General features: G+C 64.7%; 14 protein-coding genes and 1 pseudogene. 7 read left to right on the forward strand and 8 right to left on the reverse strand.

The window, feature by feature from the left end; translation table 11 throughout:
* Positions 1 to 113 precede the first annotated feature (113 nt).
* Entirely contained in the window at positions 114 to 536 is a 423-nt protein-coding gene (locus FOM02_RS04340) for a GFA family protein (RefSeq protein ID WP_027562006.1), read from the forward strand.
* A gap of 176 nt (positions 537 to 712) precedes the next feature.
* Here the strand turns inward: FOM02_RS04340 and FOM02_RS04345 are convergent, their stop codons facing one another.
* A complete protein-coding gene (locus FOM02_RS04345) occupies positions 713 to 2266 on the reverse strand; it encodes a winged helix-turn-helix domain-containing protein (protein WP_027562007.1) in 1554 nt (517 codons plus the stop codon).
* Between the two features lie 418 nt (positions 2267 to 2684).
* Between FOM02_RS04345 and FOM02_RS04350 the strand changes: the two are divergent.
* Both FOM02_RS04350 and FOM02_RS04355 read left to right on the forward strand, forming a co-directional pair.
* Positions 2685 to 4045: pseudogene (locus FOM02_RS04350) on the forward strand (adenylosuccinate lyase family protein).
* Positions 4046 to 4158: 113 nt separating this feature from the next.
* On the forward strand, positions 4159 to 5415 hold the full coding sequence (locus FOM02_RS04355; RefSeq protein ID WP_027562009.1) for an aminopeptidase: 1257 nt from the start codon (positions 4159 to 4161) through the stop codon (positions 5413 to 5415).
* Between the two features lie 170 nt (positions 5416 to 5585).
* Here FOM02_RS04355 and FOM02_RS04360 read toward each other — a convergent pair whose 3' ends face one another.
* Positions 5586 to 6140, reverse strand: a complete 555-nt coding sequence (locus FOM02_RS04360) for a hypothetical protein (protein ID WP_027562010.1) — start codon at positions 6138 to 6140, stop codon at positions 5586 to 5588.
* A gap of 236 nt (positions 6141 to 6376) precedes the next feature.
* Between FOM02_RS04360 and FOM02_RS04365 the strand changes: the two genes are divergently transcribed.
* Positions 6377 to 6832, forward strand: a complete 456-nt coding sequence (locus tag FOM02_RS04365) for a cupin domain-containing protein (protein ID WP_027562011.1) — start codon at positions 6377 to 6379, stop codon at positions 6830 to 6832.
* An 81-nt stretch (positions 6833 to 6913) separates the two neighbouring features.
* Here FOM02_RS04365 and FOM02_RS04370 read toward each other — a convergent pair whose 3' ends face one another.
* From FOM02_RS04370 to FOM02_RS04395, 6 genes are all read right to left on the reverse strand, one after another.
* A complete protein-coding gene (locus tag FOM02_RS04370; protein WP_027562012.1) occupies positions 6914 to 7966 on the reverse strand; it encodes an amidohydrolase family protein in 1053 nt (350 codons plus the stop codon).
* Positions 7967 to 8071: 105 nt separating this feature from the next.
* The gene (locus tag FOM02_RS04375; RefSeq protein ID WP_027562013.1) at positions 8072 to 8593 is read right to left on the reverse strand and encodes a hypothetical protein; all 522 of its coding nucleotides are present in this window, start codon (positions 8591 to 8593) and stop codon (positions 8072 to 8074) included.
* Between the two features lie 74 nt (positions 8594 to 8667).
* Positions 8668 to 9612, reverse strand: coding sequence for an EamA family transporter (locus FOM02_RS04380; protein ID WP_027562014.1), 945 nt, complete (start codon positions 9610 to 9612; stop codon positions 8668 to 8670).
* Between the two features lie 71 nt (positions 9613 to 9683).
* Positions 9684 to 10499, reverse strand: a complete 816-nt coding sequence (locus FOM02_RS04385; RefSeq protein WP_027562015.1) for an MBL fold metallo-hydrolase — start codon at positions 10497 to 10499, stop codon at positions 9684 to 9686.
* Positions 10500 to 10617: 118 nt separating this feature from the next.
* Positions 10618 to 12144: a hypothetical protein gene (locus FOM02_RS04390; RefSeq protein WP_027562016.1), complete on the reverse strand. Its 1527-nt coding sequence runs from the start codon at positions 12142 to 12144 to the stop codon at positions 10618 to 10620.
* Positions 12141 to 12890, reverse strand: coding sequence for an ABC transporter ATP-binding protein (locus FOM02_RS04395; protein WP_027562017.1), 750 nt, complete (start codon positions 12888 to 12890; stop codon positions 12141 to 12143). The genes FOM02_RS04390 and FOM02_RS04395 overlap by 4 nt, the downstream gene beginning before the upstream one ends.
* Before the next feature lie 260 nt (positions 12891 to 13150).
* Between FOM02_RS04395 and FOM02_RS04400 the strand changes: the two genes are divergently transcribed.
* The 3 genes from FOM02_RS04400 to FOM02_RS04410 are packed head-to-tail and all read left to right on the forward strand — an operon-like array spanning position 13151 to position 15938.
* Positions 13151 to 14026 carry a branched-chain amino acid ABC transporter permease gene (locus tag FOM02_RS04400; RefSeq protein ID WP_027562018.1) on the forward strand — a complete coding sequence of 292 codons (876 nt, stop codon included), beginning with the start codon at positions 13151 to 13153 and terminating at the stop codon, positions 14024 to 14026.
* 5 nt (positions 14027 to 14031) lie between these two features.
* Positions 14032 to 15183, forward strand: a complete 1152-nt coding sequence (locus FOM02_RS04405) for a branched-chain amino acid ABC transporter permease (protein WP_027562019.1) — start codon at positions 14032 to 14034, stop codon at positions 15181 to 15183.
* Entirely contained in the window at positions 15180 to 15938 is a 759-nt protein-coding gene (locus FOM02_RS04410; RefSeq protein WP_027562020.1) for an ABC transporter ATP-binding protein, read from the forward strand. The genes FOM02_RS04405 and FOM02_RS04410 overlap by 4 nt, the downstream gene beginning before the upstream one ends.
* Positions 15939 to 15940 lie beyond the last annotated feature (2 nt).

Below are 15940 nucleotides of genomic sequence, written 5' to 3' on the forward strand. Positions count from 1 at the left end.
CCGAAAGGAGGATGCGCGGCGGCTTCTCTTCGCCCCTTCTTCAACGAACGAGGAGAGTGGCAACAGGCCGCCTGCTCGCCTCACAAAATCTCATTCTCAATGGAGACGACCCAATGAAACATGTCGGAAACTGCTTCTGTGGCGCGGTCACGATCGAGGTCACGGGGGAGCCGGCGGCGATGGGCTATTGCCATTGCCGCTCCTGCCGCTCGTGGTCGGGTGGACCGGTGAACGCGTTCAGCCTGTGGAAGCCCGAAGCGGTGCGCATCACCGAAGGCGCCCAGCACGTCGAGACTTTTGTGAAGACGCCGCTCAGCCAGCGCAAATATTGCAGGAAGTGCGGCGGCCATCTCATGACCAACCATCCGCCGCTCGACCTGATCGACGTCTTCACTGCGACCATCCCGACGCTGGCGTTCACGCCCGGCGTCCACGTCAACTATGCCGAGACGGTGCTGCCGATGCGCGACGGGCTGCCCAAGCTGAAGGACTTTCCCGCCGAGTTCGGTGGCAGCGGCGAGATGATGCAGGAGTAGGGGCTCCGTCCTTCCTTTTCCCCTTGTGGGAGAAGGTGGCGCGAAGCGCCGGATGAGGGGTCTCTCTCCACATGCAAGACCGCTCGCGAGGATAGAAACCCCTCACCCGGCTTCGATGCGTCGCATCGAATCCACCCTCTCCTACAAGGGGAGAGGGTGCACCGTCAGTGTAGCGCCTACCGCATTCCCGCCCGCCGCAAGCCTTCCAGATAATGCTCGCGATCCTCGGCCCGCAGCATCGGCAGCTCGCGCGTGATCCAGGCGAGCGAGATGCCGGGTTGGGCGCGGTTCAGGCCTTGCAGCGCGGAGGCCGCGAGCTCGGGATCGCCCGACATGCCGGCCGCCGCCGTCAGCACGCGATGGGCGCCGACGAAATCGGCGCGCTGCCGCATCGATTCCCGCGCCATCTGCATGGCTGCCTCATAGTTGCGGCCGATGAATTGGGCATAGGCGACAACGCCGCAATAGATCGCCGCCAGCGGATCGCGCGGACTGAGCCGCAGCGCGCGGCGCGCGGCGGCATCGCCGTCCTGCCATCGTCCCGCGTAGCACAGCGTCACGCCGTGGAAGGCGTGCGCCATCGCGAAATTCGGATTGAGCCGCAAGGCCATCTCGAACGCCGCCAGCGCATCGTCGAAGCGGCGGCGGAATAAATAGGTGTAAGCGAGGCCATGATGGGCCCAGGCGTCCTCGCGATCGGCCGCCACCGCCGCGACCGCGGCGCGCTCGGCGACCGGCACGGTCATGGCCATGTCGGCCCAGCCCATATGCGCGCCGAAGATGTGGCTGGTTGCGAACAGGCCGAGCGCCTTGCCATAGGCGGGATCGATCGCAACAGCCTTTTCCAGCAGGCCTTGCGCGACGGCATTGTCCTCGCGCGTGATCCGCCAGTAATGCGACAGGGCGCGCATCACGAGGTCCCAGGCATCGAGACTGCCCGGCGGCTTCTGCTGGGCGCGAAAGCTCTCGGCGGCATAGAGCTGCGGCTCGATCGCGGCGACGATCGCCTCGGTGATCTCGTCCTGCACGGCGAAAATGTCGGCGAGCTCGCGGTCGTAGCGCTCGGCCCAGAGATGGCTTCCGGTCGAGACGTCGTTGAGCTGCGCCGAGATGCGCAGGCGCTCGCCGCTCCGCCGCACGCTGCCTTCAAGCACGTAGCGTACGCCGAGCTCGCGCGCGACCTCGTGGATGTGCACGGCACGGCCCTTGTAGACGAAGGAGGAGTTGCGCGCGACCACGAAGAAGCAGCGCAGCTTCGACAGCGCGGTGATGATGTCCTCGCTGATGCCGTCCGAGAAATAATCCTGCTCGCGATCGCCGCTCATGTTGGTGAAGGGCAGCACCGCGATTGCGGGCCGGTCGGGCAGCGCGAGCATGATTTGCGGCACTGCGGCGACACGGCCGGGCTCGGCCGCACCGAACTGGGTCTGGACGTCGCCGACGAAGCGGAAGCCTTTGCGCGCGATGGTGCGGATCAGCGCCTGGTTCGCGCCGCTGTCGCCGATCGCCTTCCGCGCCGCGTTGATCCGGCTGGTCAAGGTGGATTCGGAGACGCTGCGCCCGTGCCATATCTTGTCGATCAGCTCGTCCTTGCTGACGACGCGATCGCGATTTTCCATGAGGTGGACGACGAGATCGAAAACCTGCGGCTCCACGGCCACGGGAACCTGCTCGCGGCTCAGCTCGCGCCGGTCGGTGTCGAGAAGGTGGTCCCGGAATAGAAACTGCACGTCGAAAACTCAATCCTCACGGCAACATCGGCATTGATAAAATCAAAATGGATTTCGACTTGAAGTCTGTGAGTCCGCCGAAGGGTCGACAGGGTTCAGCACGATTGTGTGATGGCTGCCATGCGGATTCCAAGGGGGAATACAACCGGAATTAGAATTGTGACCATTTTCCGGATATCGCTGCGCTCATGCGGCCTCCGTCCTCTCCTTCGTCATTGCGAGCCAATGGGTCCGCGCGAAGCGCGGCCCGATGACAGGCTCTGCGAAGCAATCCAGAGTCTTTCCGCGGAGGGTGGATTGCTTCGTCGCAAGAGCTCCTCGCAATCACGGCATGTGCACCGAACCGTGAATGTCATTGCCGAACCGCGTGCCCCGCGTAAGCTGCCCTCCGCACAACACCAACCATAAAGAAACGCCCATGCCCGCTTTTTCCGCCTCCACCACCGTGCTCGACTCCATGTTGTTCCGCGATGCCTTCGGCACGCCTGAGATGCGCGAGGTGTTTTCCGACGTCGCGTTGGTCGGTCGCTATGCCGAGGTCGAGGTGGCGCTGGCGAAAGCGGAGGCGCGATGCGGCGTGATCCCGCAGGAGGCGCCGACCAGATCGCGGCGCGGACCGACGTCACCGCGTTCGATTTCGATCTGCTGCGGCGGGAGACCGACATCGTCGGCTATCCGATCCTCCCTTTGGTGCATCAGATGGTGAAGCAGTGCGGCGATGCCGGCCGCTACGTGCATTGGGGTGCGACCACACAGGACATCATGGACACCGCCGTGGTGCTGCAACTGCGCGCCGGCCTTGAGATTGTCGAGCGCGACATCGCCGCGCTGCGCAAGATCCTTGCGGACCTCTCGAAGCGCTATCGCGACACGCCGATGGCGGGCCGCACCCATCTCCAGCAGGCGTTGCCGGTGACGTTCGGCTACAAGACCGCGATCTGGCTCGCGATGTTCGACCGCCACGCCGAGCGTCTCAACCAATTGAAGCCGCGCGTCCTGGTCGGCCAGTTCGCCGGCGCCGCCGGCACGCTCGCTTCGCTCGGCGACAAGGGTTTTGAGGTGCAGGAGGCGCTCTGCGCCGAGCTGAAGCTCGGCGTTCCCGCCTCGACCTGGCATGTCGCGCGCGACGGCTTTGCGGAAGGCGTGAATTTCCTCGCGCTCGTCACCGGCTCGCTCGGCAAGATCGCGCTCGACATCATGATCATGGCCTCGACCGAGTTCGCCGAGCTCTATGAGCCGTTCGTCAAGGGCCGCGGCGCCTCCTCGACCATGCCGCAGAAGCGCAACCCGATCTCCTCGGAGCTGATGCTCGCGGCAAGCAAGGCGGTGCGCCAGCATGCCGGCCTGATGCTGGACGCCATGGTGCAGGATTTCGAACGCGCCACCGGTCCCTGGCACGCCGAGTGGATGGCGATCCCCGAAAGCTTCGTGCTCACCGCGGGCGCGCTGCACCAGGCAAAATTCGCGCTCACCGGCCTGATCGTGGACGAAGCGAAGATGAACGACAATCTCGCCATCAGCCGCGGCCTGATCGTGGCCGAAGCCGTCATGATGGGGCTCGCGCCGCAGATCGGCCGGCAGGAGGCGCATGACGTTGTCTACGATGCCTGCCGGCTCGCCAACGAGAAGGGTGTGAGCCTGGCGGACGCGCTCTCGTCCGATTCCCGCGTCGCAAGCCGCATCGACCGCGCCACGATCGAGGCGCTCACCTCACCGAAAAATTACCTCGGTCTTGCGCCCGCCATGGTCGATCGGGTGCTGAAATCCGCAACGCGTTGAAAACCAAGATGGGTGAAATTGCGTATCTTTCATGTGCCGCAAGGTGCTCGCGCACTTGTGTCTCGCGATGCTAGGCTTAGATTGAACAACAGACTTTCGGCAGAGGACCCCGCATGACCGATCACCGCAATTCCGCCGCTCCCATCGATCCCGCGAAACTCGACCGGCTGGCCGAGGTGGCGGTGAAGGTGGGCCTGGGCTTGCGGCCGGGACAGGATCTGCTCTTGACGGCGCCCGCGATCGCGCTGCCGCTGGTGCGGCGGATCGCCGTGCACGCCTACAAGGCCGGCGCCGGCATCGTGACGCCGATCCTGTCGGACGAGGAGATGACGCTGGCGCGCTACCGCCACGGTCACGACGACAGTTTCGATCGCGCCGCCGGCTGGCTCTACGAGGGCATGGCCAAGGCATTCTCCGACAACACCGCGCGGCTCGCCATCGTCGGCGACAATCCGATGCTGCTGTCGGGCGAGGATCCGTCCAAGGTCGCGCGCGCCAGCAAGGCGAATTCGATGGCCTATCAGCCGGCGCTGGAGAAGATCGTCAATTTCGACACCAACTGGAACATCATCGCCTATCCGAGCCCGTCCTGGGCCAAGCAGGTGTTTCCGAACGATCCGGAAGACGTTGCGATCGGCAAGCTTGCGGATGCGATCTTCGCGGCGTCGCGCGTCGACCGCGAGGACGCGATGGGCAACTGGGCGAGCCACAATGCGGTGCTGCGCGAGCGCACCAACTGGCTCAACGGCCAGCGTTTCCGCGCGTTGCAATATTCGGGACCGGGCACCGATCTCACGATCGGGCTGGCCGACGGTCATGAATGGGAAGGCGGCGCATCGCTCTCCAAGAACGGCATCAGCTGCAACGCCAACATCCCGACCGAAGAGGTTTTCACCACGCCGCACTGTCGGCGGGTCTACGGCCATGTCGTGAGCTCGAAGCCGCTGTCCTATCAGGGCACGCTGATCGACAACATCGCGGTGCGCTTCGAGGACGGCAAGATCGTCGACGCAAAAGCCTCGCGCGGCGCGGAGGTGCTGAACAAGGTGCTCGACACCGACGAGGGCGCGCGGCGTCTTGGCGAGGTGGCACTCGTGCCGCATTCCTCGCCGATCTCGCAGAGCGGGCTGTTGTTCTACAACACGCTGTTCGACGAGAACGCGGCCTCGCACATCGCGCTCGGCCAGTGCTACTCGAAGTGCTTCGTCAACGGTGCGCAGCTGACGCCGCAGCAGATTGCCGCGCAAGGCGGCAACCAGAGCCTGATCCATATCGACTGGATGATCGGCTCCGCCGAAACCGACATCGACGGCATTCTTGCTGACGGCAGCAAAGTGCCGGTGTTCCGCAAGGGCGAGTGGGCGAAGTAACGCCGCTGCTCGTCATGCCCGGGCTTGTCCCGGGCATCCACGTTCTGTGTGCCGCAAGGCGTGGATGGCCGGGACGTGGCGAGCGGAAGCGACGCCGTCCTTCGGACGGCTATGCCCGGCCATGACGGTCGTGAACACCTGATGTTTATCTACTAGCGTCGGAGCGCCCTTCACGCCGCCGCGTCGCGCAGCATCGGGTTGCTGTCGATGCTGAAGCGGTTGAACAGCGTGGTGAACGGGCTGCCGTCGGTGGCCCGCACGATGACGTCGGAAGCAGCCACCGCGTCGTAAAGCGCGCTGACCGGATCATTCGCGTCCGGCAGGTCAAGCGCAGCGCGGATTTCCTCGCGCGCCTCGTTGACGTCGTCCTCGTCGTCGAGTGTCGCCTCGAGCGCATCGGCTGCGCGCCGCATCTCGGCGAGGTCGCCGCCGGCGGAAAATTTCAGGATGTCGAGCCAGTAGGGGCGGGCGATCGCGAGCTGGACGAACGCCTCGAAATTCTCCGCGATGATCCCGGCGCGGCCTTCCGATGAGACGTAGAGCACATTCTGCGACGGTAGCAGGACAAAGGCGCCGCCGGCGCCGTCACTGCCGATCTGCCGGGGGCTCTCGATGCCGTCGATGGTGAACCAGGTCTCGTCGTCCGGCGCGAAGGAGACATCGAGGCTGCCGAGCCAGGCGACGACCTCGTCGTTGGCTGTGAGGACCTCGGGCGTCAGGGGCATCGGCATGGGCTCCTTTGGCTGCTTCGCGCATTTTGTCGCACCCTGGAAAAGATGGGTTCATGTGCGCGGATTTGCAGGGAAATCGGCGCGTTTGCTGCTTCGCACATGCAACTTGCGGCTGATTTGCGGGGCCTGCGTAAGAAAGAATTAAAAACCGGCTACTAGCGTTCCAACATCTTTGGAAACAGTCCGGGCCGAGAGCCCGGTCACCCATATTATATTCCCTGGGGAAGCAGATGTCGCGCGCATTGATTGAAGTTGGTAGTTGCAATGTGGACCTCGAGCTGCGGCCGATCGAGCCGTCCTGGATCATCGAGGGCAACCCGGTGTCGCGCTCGCATATCCTGTCCACCAGCGCCGACGGCACCGCCTCGACCATCATCTGGCACTGCACCGAAGGCCGCTTCAACTGGTACTACGACATCGACGAGACGATCATGATCATGGAAGGATCGATCGTGCTCGAAAGCGACGGCATGCCGCCGAAGCGCTACGGCCCCGGCGACGTCATCTTCTTCCGCGACGGCGCCCATGCCAAATGGCACGTCGAGGGCTACGTCAAGAAGATCGCGTTCTGCCGCAAGACCAATCCGGTGATGATCGGGTTCCTGATCCGCGTCGTCAACAAGCTCAAGAAGATGTTCGTCTCCACGGGCGAGCGCCGCCCGGCCTCGCTGGTGGGCGCCGGCTAGAGCAGACAATATCGTTTCAAGGACGCTTCCCAGCGGCCACGACGAAGAGGGGTCGGGATCACATCCCGGCCCCTCTTCTCGTCATGACGGCAGATCGAGCCGGTAGAAATCCGTCGCGGTCTGCGAGAACAGCGCCGTCTTCTCGGCCTCGCTCAAGGGCGCGGCGATACGCTTGAAAGCGTTGAAGATCACCTGGTAGCTGCACTGGCCCTTGTCCGGCGGAAAGTTGCTCTCGAACATCGCGCGCCTCACGCCGAACGCCTCGATGCAGGTTTCGACATAGGGCCGCCAGGCCGCGGCAAGCTCCTCGGATGACGGCGGCTTCTCGCGCAGATGGAAGTCATAGCCGAGCAGGCACATCGCGAGCCCGCCGAGCTTCACCACCACGTTCTCGCATTTGGCGATCTCCTGGATCGAGGCGCGCCACTGCGGAAACACTTCTTCGCGCCGCCCGGCAAAACGGCCGATTCCGGCCGGGCCGCCGCAATGGTCGAGCACGATTTTGGTGTCGGGGAAGGCGCGCGCGAGCTCGGTCAGTTCGCCGATCTGCGGATGGAACAGCCAGGCATCGAAGCTGAGGCCCAGTGGCGCGAGGCAGGCAAAGCCCTTGCGGAAGGCCGGGTCCCGCAACAACTCCTTCGGCCGGTTCGCATACATGCCGGCGACGGCGGGATCTTCGTCCCAGGCCGAGGAATGCCGGATACCGCGGAAGCGGCCATTGCCCGCCGCGTTCTCCGCTTCCAGCACCGGCTTTGCGGCATCGCCCAGCAGTAGATTGGCATGACTGACGATGCCGGCGCAGATCGCGGCCTTGCCGTAGCCGCCGCTCGCGCTCATGGCGGCGACGCCGTTGGCGAACTCGACCTCGCCGACGGGCCGGAATGCCTCGGGCCCATGCGCGCGATACATCGAGCGGCAATCGACATAGACGGTGGCGATGATGTTGTGCCCGGAGGCGATGTCGTCAGCCATCTCCTCGATCAGATAACGATGTCCGCGATTCCAGAGATGGTGATGGGGATCGACGATCGGCCGCAAGGGGTCGATGATCTCCTCCTGATGTTGCGCGAGCCAGTCCTCGCGCGGCTCGACGAACAGCCCGCTCGTGTTGGCGGGCAAGCCAGTTGCGGCCATCGGCATTCGCTCCCTTTATATTCTTTGTGGGAGGAGCTTAGCACCTCATCGCCTCACGCAGCAGCGCGCGCTGCGCAACCGCGCCCGTCATCGCGAGCACAGCGCTCAGCCCTTGCGCCGTGTCGCCTTCACATCGACCACCAGCCGCCACGCGGCTGCCGTGGTGGGCTTGACCTCGCCGAGCCATTGAAAGGAATCCCCGCTGATCTCGGTAAAGCTCCAGCGTGTCAGCTCGCCCGTTTCGGTCGTGCCTTCCTGTACGATATCGGCGCCGCGCGCGCGGCCGATCTGCTGGCGGAAGACGCAGCGGCCGGGATCGAACCAGGAAATCCGCCACGCGGAAATGGAGGGATCGTAGACCCGCAGCGTCGTGCCGTACCAATTGCCCGCGACCGGAAACGCCGGGCTGCCCGCGGGCCGCGGGATGATCCAGACGTCCTGCACGGCGCGCCCCTCCAGCACCCAGCCGAAATGGATCTCGCCGGGCGCGATGTGTTTCGTTCCATCGGCGCCATGGGCGGTGACTTCGGCACGCCAGTCGCCGACGAAGCGGCCATAGAGCTGGAGCGCTGCGGCGTGCTCCGGATTTGGCCCTTCCGCGTGCAACAATCTCACAAAGTCGGTCATGTCGATCTCCTATCGTCGGGAGATCAGCACGACCGGATTGCAGATGACTTGGAGAAAATTGCCGTCCGCGGCCGTCAGGTCTTGCGCAGGACGAGATTCTTGGTGCTCCGAACGGTCTCGTCGTTGGTCCGCGAACTCCCTGAGCTTTCAGCGCGCCAAATCACGATGACAGAGACGATGACGAGGCCCGCGCCGAGCAGCATCATGGGCGAGAACGGCTCGCCCAGCACGACGGTGCCGAGCAGCACCGCGATCACCGGGTTGACGAAAGTGTAGGTCGACACCAGCGAGGTCGAGACGTTCTCAAGCAGCCAGTTGTAGGCGACGAATCCGATCACGCTGCCCGCGATGATCAGCCATAGCGCCGCTGCAAGCGACATCGGCAAGACGTTGCCCGGCCTGAAGCTTTCGATCTCGCCCGTCAGCCAGCTGATCGCGAACAGCACGGTGCCGCCGATCGACAGCTGCATGCTTGACAGCAGGATGGCGGATGTCTGGTTCGACATGCGCCGGGACAGCACGGTCCCGGCGGACCACGACAAGGCCGCAGCCAGCAGGAGAACGACGGGAAGAATGCTGATGCCGGCCTGCTTGACGTTCTGCCATGCCACGAGTCCGACGCCGAGGAAGCCGGGCACGAGTGCCAGCAGGGCAACGGGCCTCGGTCGCTGATCGCCAGGGAACACGAGATCGATCAGCAGGATCCAGAACGGGATCGTGGCGAGCACGATCGCTGCCACGCCCGAAGGAACCGATTGCTGTGCGAAGGCGAGCACGCCGTGGCAGCCGACGAAGAACAGCAGCCCGCACAGGCTCGCCATGGCCCAGGCCTGCCACGATACGCCTGCGACCTGTCCGCCGCTCATCGCGAGCAGCACAATGCCGCCGCACAACGAGCGAAGCGCCATCAGCAGAAATGGCGGGATCGACTTCAGGCCCAACGTGATGGCGAAATAGGTGGAACCCCATAGCAAATAGATGGCGGCGAAGGCGCCGATGACGAGGAACCGTCTGCTCATGATTGCTCCGATCGAAGACGATCTCGAAGCAACCAAGTCGGAGGCGGTTCATGCGTTCCCGCCTTCGCGGGTCAGACTCCGTCGAGGATGATCACCGTCGGCTTCGACGGCAGCGCGTCGCGCGACATCCGGAACGAGCGCGCGTTGCGCCGGTCGATCTCGAACTGCTGGCCGATGCGGTCCATGAACTCGTCGAGCGGGGTGGCGAAGCGATGCATCGGCAGCACCACGGACGCGCGCAGGCGTTTGGTGATGTCGGAGATGCCGCCCAGCGACATGGTGTAGGTGCCGTCGATCGGCACCATCACGATGTCCAGCCGTCCGATCTGGGCAAAGTGGCTGTCATCGAGCTTGTGGTGGAGATGGCCGAGATGACCGATGCAGAGGCCCGCGACCTCGAAGATGAAGATCGAATTGCCGTCGCGGATCATGTCGACGCCGGCGTCGTCGCCGAAATAGCGGCGGATGTCCGTGGTGACGTTGCGGATGAAGGTGTCGCCGATGCGTTCCGCGATGATGGCCGGCTTGCCGTCGTCGCCCCAGCCATGCAGCACATGGGGAATGCGCTTGTCGGGAAAGAGACTGTAGTGGGTGCTGTGGGCCCGGTTCATGGTGACGACGTCGGGCAGCCGTCCCACCTGATAGGCGCCGCTATAGTCGGTCGCGATGCGCAAGCCGCCCGGCGTGTCGATGAAATAGGTCGAGTGGCCGGCATAGGTGATCTCGACCTCCGCGGCGGCCGCCGCCTGCCTGAAGGCGACCGACATGACCCGCGGCGCGGCATTGGCCATCGCCAGGCACTCGCTGCGCTGTGGCGATTGCTGGGCGAGGGCAGGCGAGAGGGCTGCGCCGAACAGCGCCAGAGCCGCCGAAACAAGTCGCCACATGAATCCGTCCCCGATGACTTCAGGGGAAAGTCTAGCGTGCAATGCGGCCTGCGGCCAACAGCTGGCGATCAACAGCGCGTCAGTGTCGCACCTTCAGTCCCGGCTTTATTCGCGCGGTCTATTCCCGCCGCGGGCTGAACTTCCAGGTGATGGCGACGAGGCCGGCTGTGATCAATCCGCTGATCAGCCCGGCGATCGGCAAGGCAAGCAGCAGCGCGGCGCTGGCGGCCCAGCCGATCGAGGAGAAGGCTTCGGCGAAGGTCGCAAGCCGAGACGACGTCTGGCGGCGGCGGAATTGGCTGCGCCTTGCCTGCACCCGGAACCAGAGCTGGATTGCGGTCGCGGAGGCCGCGCTGATGATGATGGCGCCGGCGCTGACCGCGGCCTGGTATGGCGAGGCAAGGGCGAGCGCGGCGACCAGCGGACCGAAGATGGCGGCGATCGCGATCAGCACAACCTCGATCTTGGCGCGGATGACGCTGGACGGCGTCAGCGGCGCGGTCGCAACGAGATCAGGCGCGTCCTCGCCCGAGATCGTCAGCCAGGCAAGCCCGCCCGCGAGCTGACCGGCCGCCATGACGATGACGGGCGTGATCAGCGTCACCGCCGCGGAGCTGTCGGCAAAGCTGCGCCAGAGCAAGAGCGCCGGCGGCACCAGATAGAGCAGCTGCATCAGGGTCTGCGAGATCAGCCAGGGATCGCGCCAGAGCAACTTGAATTCCTTGCGCCGCAGCGCCTGCTGCCGCGATCCGCCGCGGAACGGGCGCTCCTTCGCGCGCTTGCGGCCGGAGCTGCCGTAAGCCGCGGCATCGATCGCGGTGTCGGCGAAGCGGCCAGAGAACATCGCCATCACGCCGCCGAGCAGCACGAGCCCGAGCGCCAGAAGCAGCAGCAGCGCCTCGCTGTCGCCCATCGTCGCCCGCGCCGGCCACCACCAGATGCTGTCGACGTCGGGGGCATAGGCGGCAAGGCTCCCCGAGGTCAGGATGGTGAAGCGCGACAGCGTGCCGTAGGACATGATCGCGGCGACCTGGAGCGCGATCACGAAGCCGGCGCCGATGATCGCGGCCAGGATCTGGGCGGCGAAGCGCGTCCGCGCCGGACCGATCAGGCGGAACAAGAGGATGGTGACGGCGATCGCGATCGCCGCGGCCGACAGGCCCATGGCGATGACGACGCCGAATGCTGCGAGCCAGCGCGCACCCCCGCCGATCACCAACACGTCGATGAACGGCGTCGAGAACAGCAGCGCCATCACCGTGACGGTGAGCGCGATGGCAGCGATACGTACCGAGAACAGATTGGCGAGCGTCGCTGGCGAGGACATGATCAGGTCGAGATCGGCGCGGGCGTAAAACACCCGCGTCACCGATTCGATCGCCTGCGACAGCATCAAGGTCCAGGCGAGAAACATCGTCGCCGTGATCACGATCAGGGAGGATTTGTCGAGCGGCAATTGCAGATCGGCGAAGCGGCCGATCACTGCCCAGGCCGGCACGTGCAGGAGCGCTGCGAAGAAGAGAAGGCCGATCATTGCCGCGCGCGCCCGCTTGCGCCGGCCGCCGGTCATCATGGCGAACCATTCGCGCCAGGCGAGGCGGAGCTCGTGGCGCGCAAACCAGGACAGCGCGGTCGCCGAGCTCATGCGGCTTCCTGGAGCGTCACCAGCGCGATGAAGAGATCTTCCAGGCTGGTGTCGGCATGGCCGTTCTGCTGGCGCAGCTCGGTCAGCGTGCCTTCGGCGACGAGGCGGCCCGAGGCGATCACGCCGATGCGGTCGGCCATGCGCTCGGCGACTTCGAGAATGTGTGTCGTCATGATGACGGTGCAGCCGGCACGGACGCGCTCGCCCAGCAATCCCTTGACGTGACGGGCTGAGACGGCGTCGAGCCCGGTCAGCGGCTCGTCGAGGATGATGAGGCGGGGATCGTGCACCAGCGCGCCGGCCAGCGCCACCTTCTGGCGCATGCCCTTGGAAAAGCCCTCGCAGCGTTCGTGCCGGTGTGGCTCAAGACCGAGCGAACTCAGAAGCTCCTGCGCGACCGGTTCGGAGACGGACGGCGCGATGCCCCAGAGGCCGGCGACGAATTCGAGATATTCGAGCGGCGTCAGCTTGTCATAAATCATGGGTTCGTCGGACACCCAGGCCATCACCTGCTTGGCGGCGACGGGGTTCTGGAGCGCATCGATGCCGAAGATCGAGACCGCGCCGGCATCGGGCCGCAGCAGGCCCGCAACCATGCGCAAAGTGGTGGTCTTGCCGGCGCCGTTGGGGCCGACCAGCGCGTAGAATTCGCCGGCATGGATGGTGAGATCGAGGCTGTCGACCGCCAAACGGTCAAAACGCTTCGTTAACCCTCGGACTTCGAGCGCCGACTTGTCCGGCTTCATGACGGCCACATTATCCGGTTTTGCATCGCCCGCGACCATGACCCGAAGATGTTTCGGCACCGTGAATCTACGGCCCACAAATTCCACCATCCGGTTTCGACCAAAGGCAAGTCACCGTTTGTTGACAGCGCTTGGCGGTTCGGGCTGAATTGGCGCCGGGACGAATGCGCGAACGCGGCGAAACGACTGCGTAGCGACTGGACACAAGATGCGGCGAGGCGGCCAAAGAACCGCCGGTTGCATCGGGAGGAAGCGCGGCGATGCTGGATTTCGTTCAGCAGCTGGTCAGCGGTGTTGCGCTCGGCTGCGTCTACGGCCTGATCGCGCTCGGCTTCGTGCTCGTCTACAAGGCCACCGAGGTCGTCAATTTCGCCCAGGGCGATCTGATGATGCTGGGCGGCTTCTTCGCCTTCACCTTCATCGGCATGATGGGCCTGAACTACTGGATCGGCTTTGCCGGTGCGGTCGCCGCCATGGCGCTGTTCGGCATGCTGGCCGAGCGCGTGGTGGTGCGGCCGATCCTCGGCTATCCGCAATTCTCCATCATCATGGCCACGATCGGCCTCGGCTATTTCCTGCGCTCGGTCGCCGGCATGGTCTGGGGCACCGACGATTTCAAGATCGACACGCCGTTCAGCCAGGGCGTCCTGCGCATCGGCTCGCTGGTGCTCGCCTATGACAAGCTGTCGGTGATCGCGGCGACGATCATCCTCTGCACGCTGCTCTATTTGTTCTTCAACAAGACCACGCTCGGCACCGCGATGCGCGCCAGCTCCGAGAACATGCTGGCGGCCTACTACATGGGCATTCCGGTCAAGCGGGTGGTGTCGGTGGTCTGGGCGATCAGCGCGGCGGTCGCGACCTGCGCCGGCGTGCTGCTGGCGCCGATCACCTTCATCCACTCCAATGTCGGCCTCGTGCTCGGCCTCAAGGCGTTTCCGGCCGCCGTGCTCGGCGGCTTCGGCTCGATTCCCGGCGCGGTCGTCGGCGGCGTCCTGATCGGCGTGATCGAGAGCATGGCCGGGTTCTATCTGGCCGAGGGCTGGAAGGACGTCGCGCCTTACATCGTGCTGCTCGCGGTGCTCTTGCTCAAGCCCGAAGGCCTGTTCGGCCTTCACGTCCGCAAGAAGGTCTGAACGCCATGCGCTTCCTGTTCAAGACCGACTACGAGGACGACATCAGGCTGTTTCCGCATTCGGGCTATGTCGTCTCCTACGGTATCCTGCTCGCGCTGCTGCTGATCGCGCCCTATGTGCTCTCCAGCTATTTGATGAGCCAGCTCGTCTTCGTCTGCATCTATGCGACCGTCGGCGTGGCGCTGATGATTTTGACTGGCTTCACCGGTCAAGCCTCGCTCGGGCACGCAGCGTTCCTCGCGATCGGCGCCTACACGGCGGCCTATTTGCAGAAATACAATGTGCCGTTCCCGGTCTATTTCCTCGCCGCAGGCGTGCTCACCGGCTGCATTGGCGCGCTGGTCGGCTTTCCCGCGCTGCGACTCCAGGGCATCTATCTCGTCATCGCCACCATCTCCTTCGCCTTCATCGTCGAGGAGATCCTGGCGCGCTGGGAGAGCGTCACCAACGGCAACGAGGGCATGCGGGTCAAGACGCTGTCGCTGCTCGGCGTCACCGTGCCGCGCGACAGCCCGACCTTCTATTTCCTCTGCCTTGCCGTGCTGGTGCTGACCATCGTCGGCACGCTCAATCTGTTGCGCTCGCCGACGGGCCGCGCCTTCGTCGCCATCCGGGACTCCGAGACGGCCGCGCGCAGCATGGGCATCAATGTCGCGCTCTACAAGGTCAAGTCCTTTGCGATCTCGGCGGCGATCACCGGCCTTGCCGGCGTGCTGTTCGCGCACAAGCTCTCCTTCATCTCGCCGGAAATGTTCACGCTGCAGCTCTCGATCGAGTTCATCATCGTGATCCTGATCGGCGGCAGCTTCAGCCTGCACGGCGCGGTGCTGGGCGCGATCTTCATCGTGATGATCGATCCGTTCCTGACATACCTCAAGGATGACATGCCCGGCATCATCGCCGGCATCGCCGCAACGTTCGGCGCGGGTCCGGCGACGGCGGGCAATATCCAGTCGAAGATCGCGGCCTTCGCATCGCTCAACGGTCTCAAGGGTGCGATCTACGGCATCATCATCGTGCTGTTCGTGCTGTTCGAGCCGCTCGGGCTCTACGGCCGCTGGCTGAAGATCAAGCTCTTCTTCCAGCTCTTCCCGCTCTACAAGCGCGCGACCTTCAAGCGGCAGAAGATCTATGTGAAGTCGGAGCGGAACCGATGAGCTATTTCCGCGCCGAGAACCTGTCGCTGCATTTCGGAGGCCTCAAGGCGGTCGATGCGGTGTCGTTCGCAGTGGAGAAGGGCGAGATCCTCTCGATCATCGGTCCAAACGGCGCCGGCAAGAGCTCGATCTTCAACCTGATCTCGCGGATCTACCGGCCGACCTCGGGCCGCATCTTCTTCGAGGACCAGGACATCACCGAGCAGCCGCCCTACGACATCGCAAGGCTCGGCATCGCCCGCACTTTCCAGAATATCGAGCTGTTCGAGAACGCCACCGTGCTGTCGAATCTGCTGGTCGGCCGTCACCGCCATTCGACCACGCAGCTCTGGCAGGAGCTGCTGTTCCTGCCGAGCGTGCGCGCCAACGAGAAGGTGCACCGCCGCCGGGTCGAGCAGGTGATCGAGTTCCTCGATCTCGAGCCGTACCGCGACAAGCTGATCTCCGGCCTGCCTTATGGCGTGCGCAAGGTGATCGAGCTCGCCCGCGCGCTGTGCTCGGAGCCAAAGCTGATCCTGCTCGACGAGCCGTCCTCCGGCCTCAATGTCGAGGAGACCGACGACATGTCATTCTGGATCCGCGACATGAAGAGCGAGCTCGGCATCACCGTGCTGATGGTCGAGCACGACATGTCGCTGGTCAACCGCGTCTCCGACCGCGTCATCGCGCTGAACTACGGCCGCGTGCTCGCGATGGGCTCGCCGGCCGAGGTGCAGCAGCATCCCGATGTCGTCGCCGCGTATCTCGGAGCCTGACG

Origin of the sequence: Bradyrhizobium sp. SEMIA (genome assembly GCF_014844175.1) — a bacterium.
In the GTDB taxonomy this organism is placed as follows: Bacteria; Pseudomonadota; Alphaproteobacteria; order Rhizobiales; family Xanthobacteraceae; genus Bradyrhizobium; species Bradyrhizobium arachidis.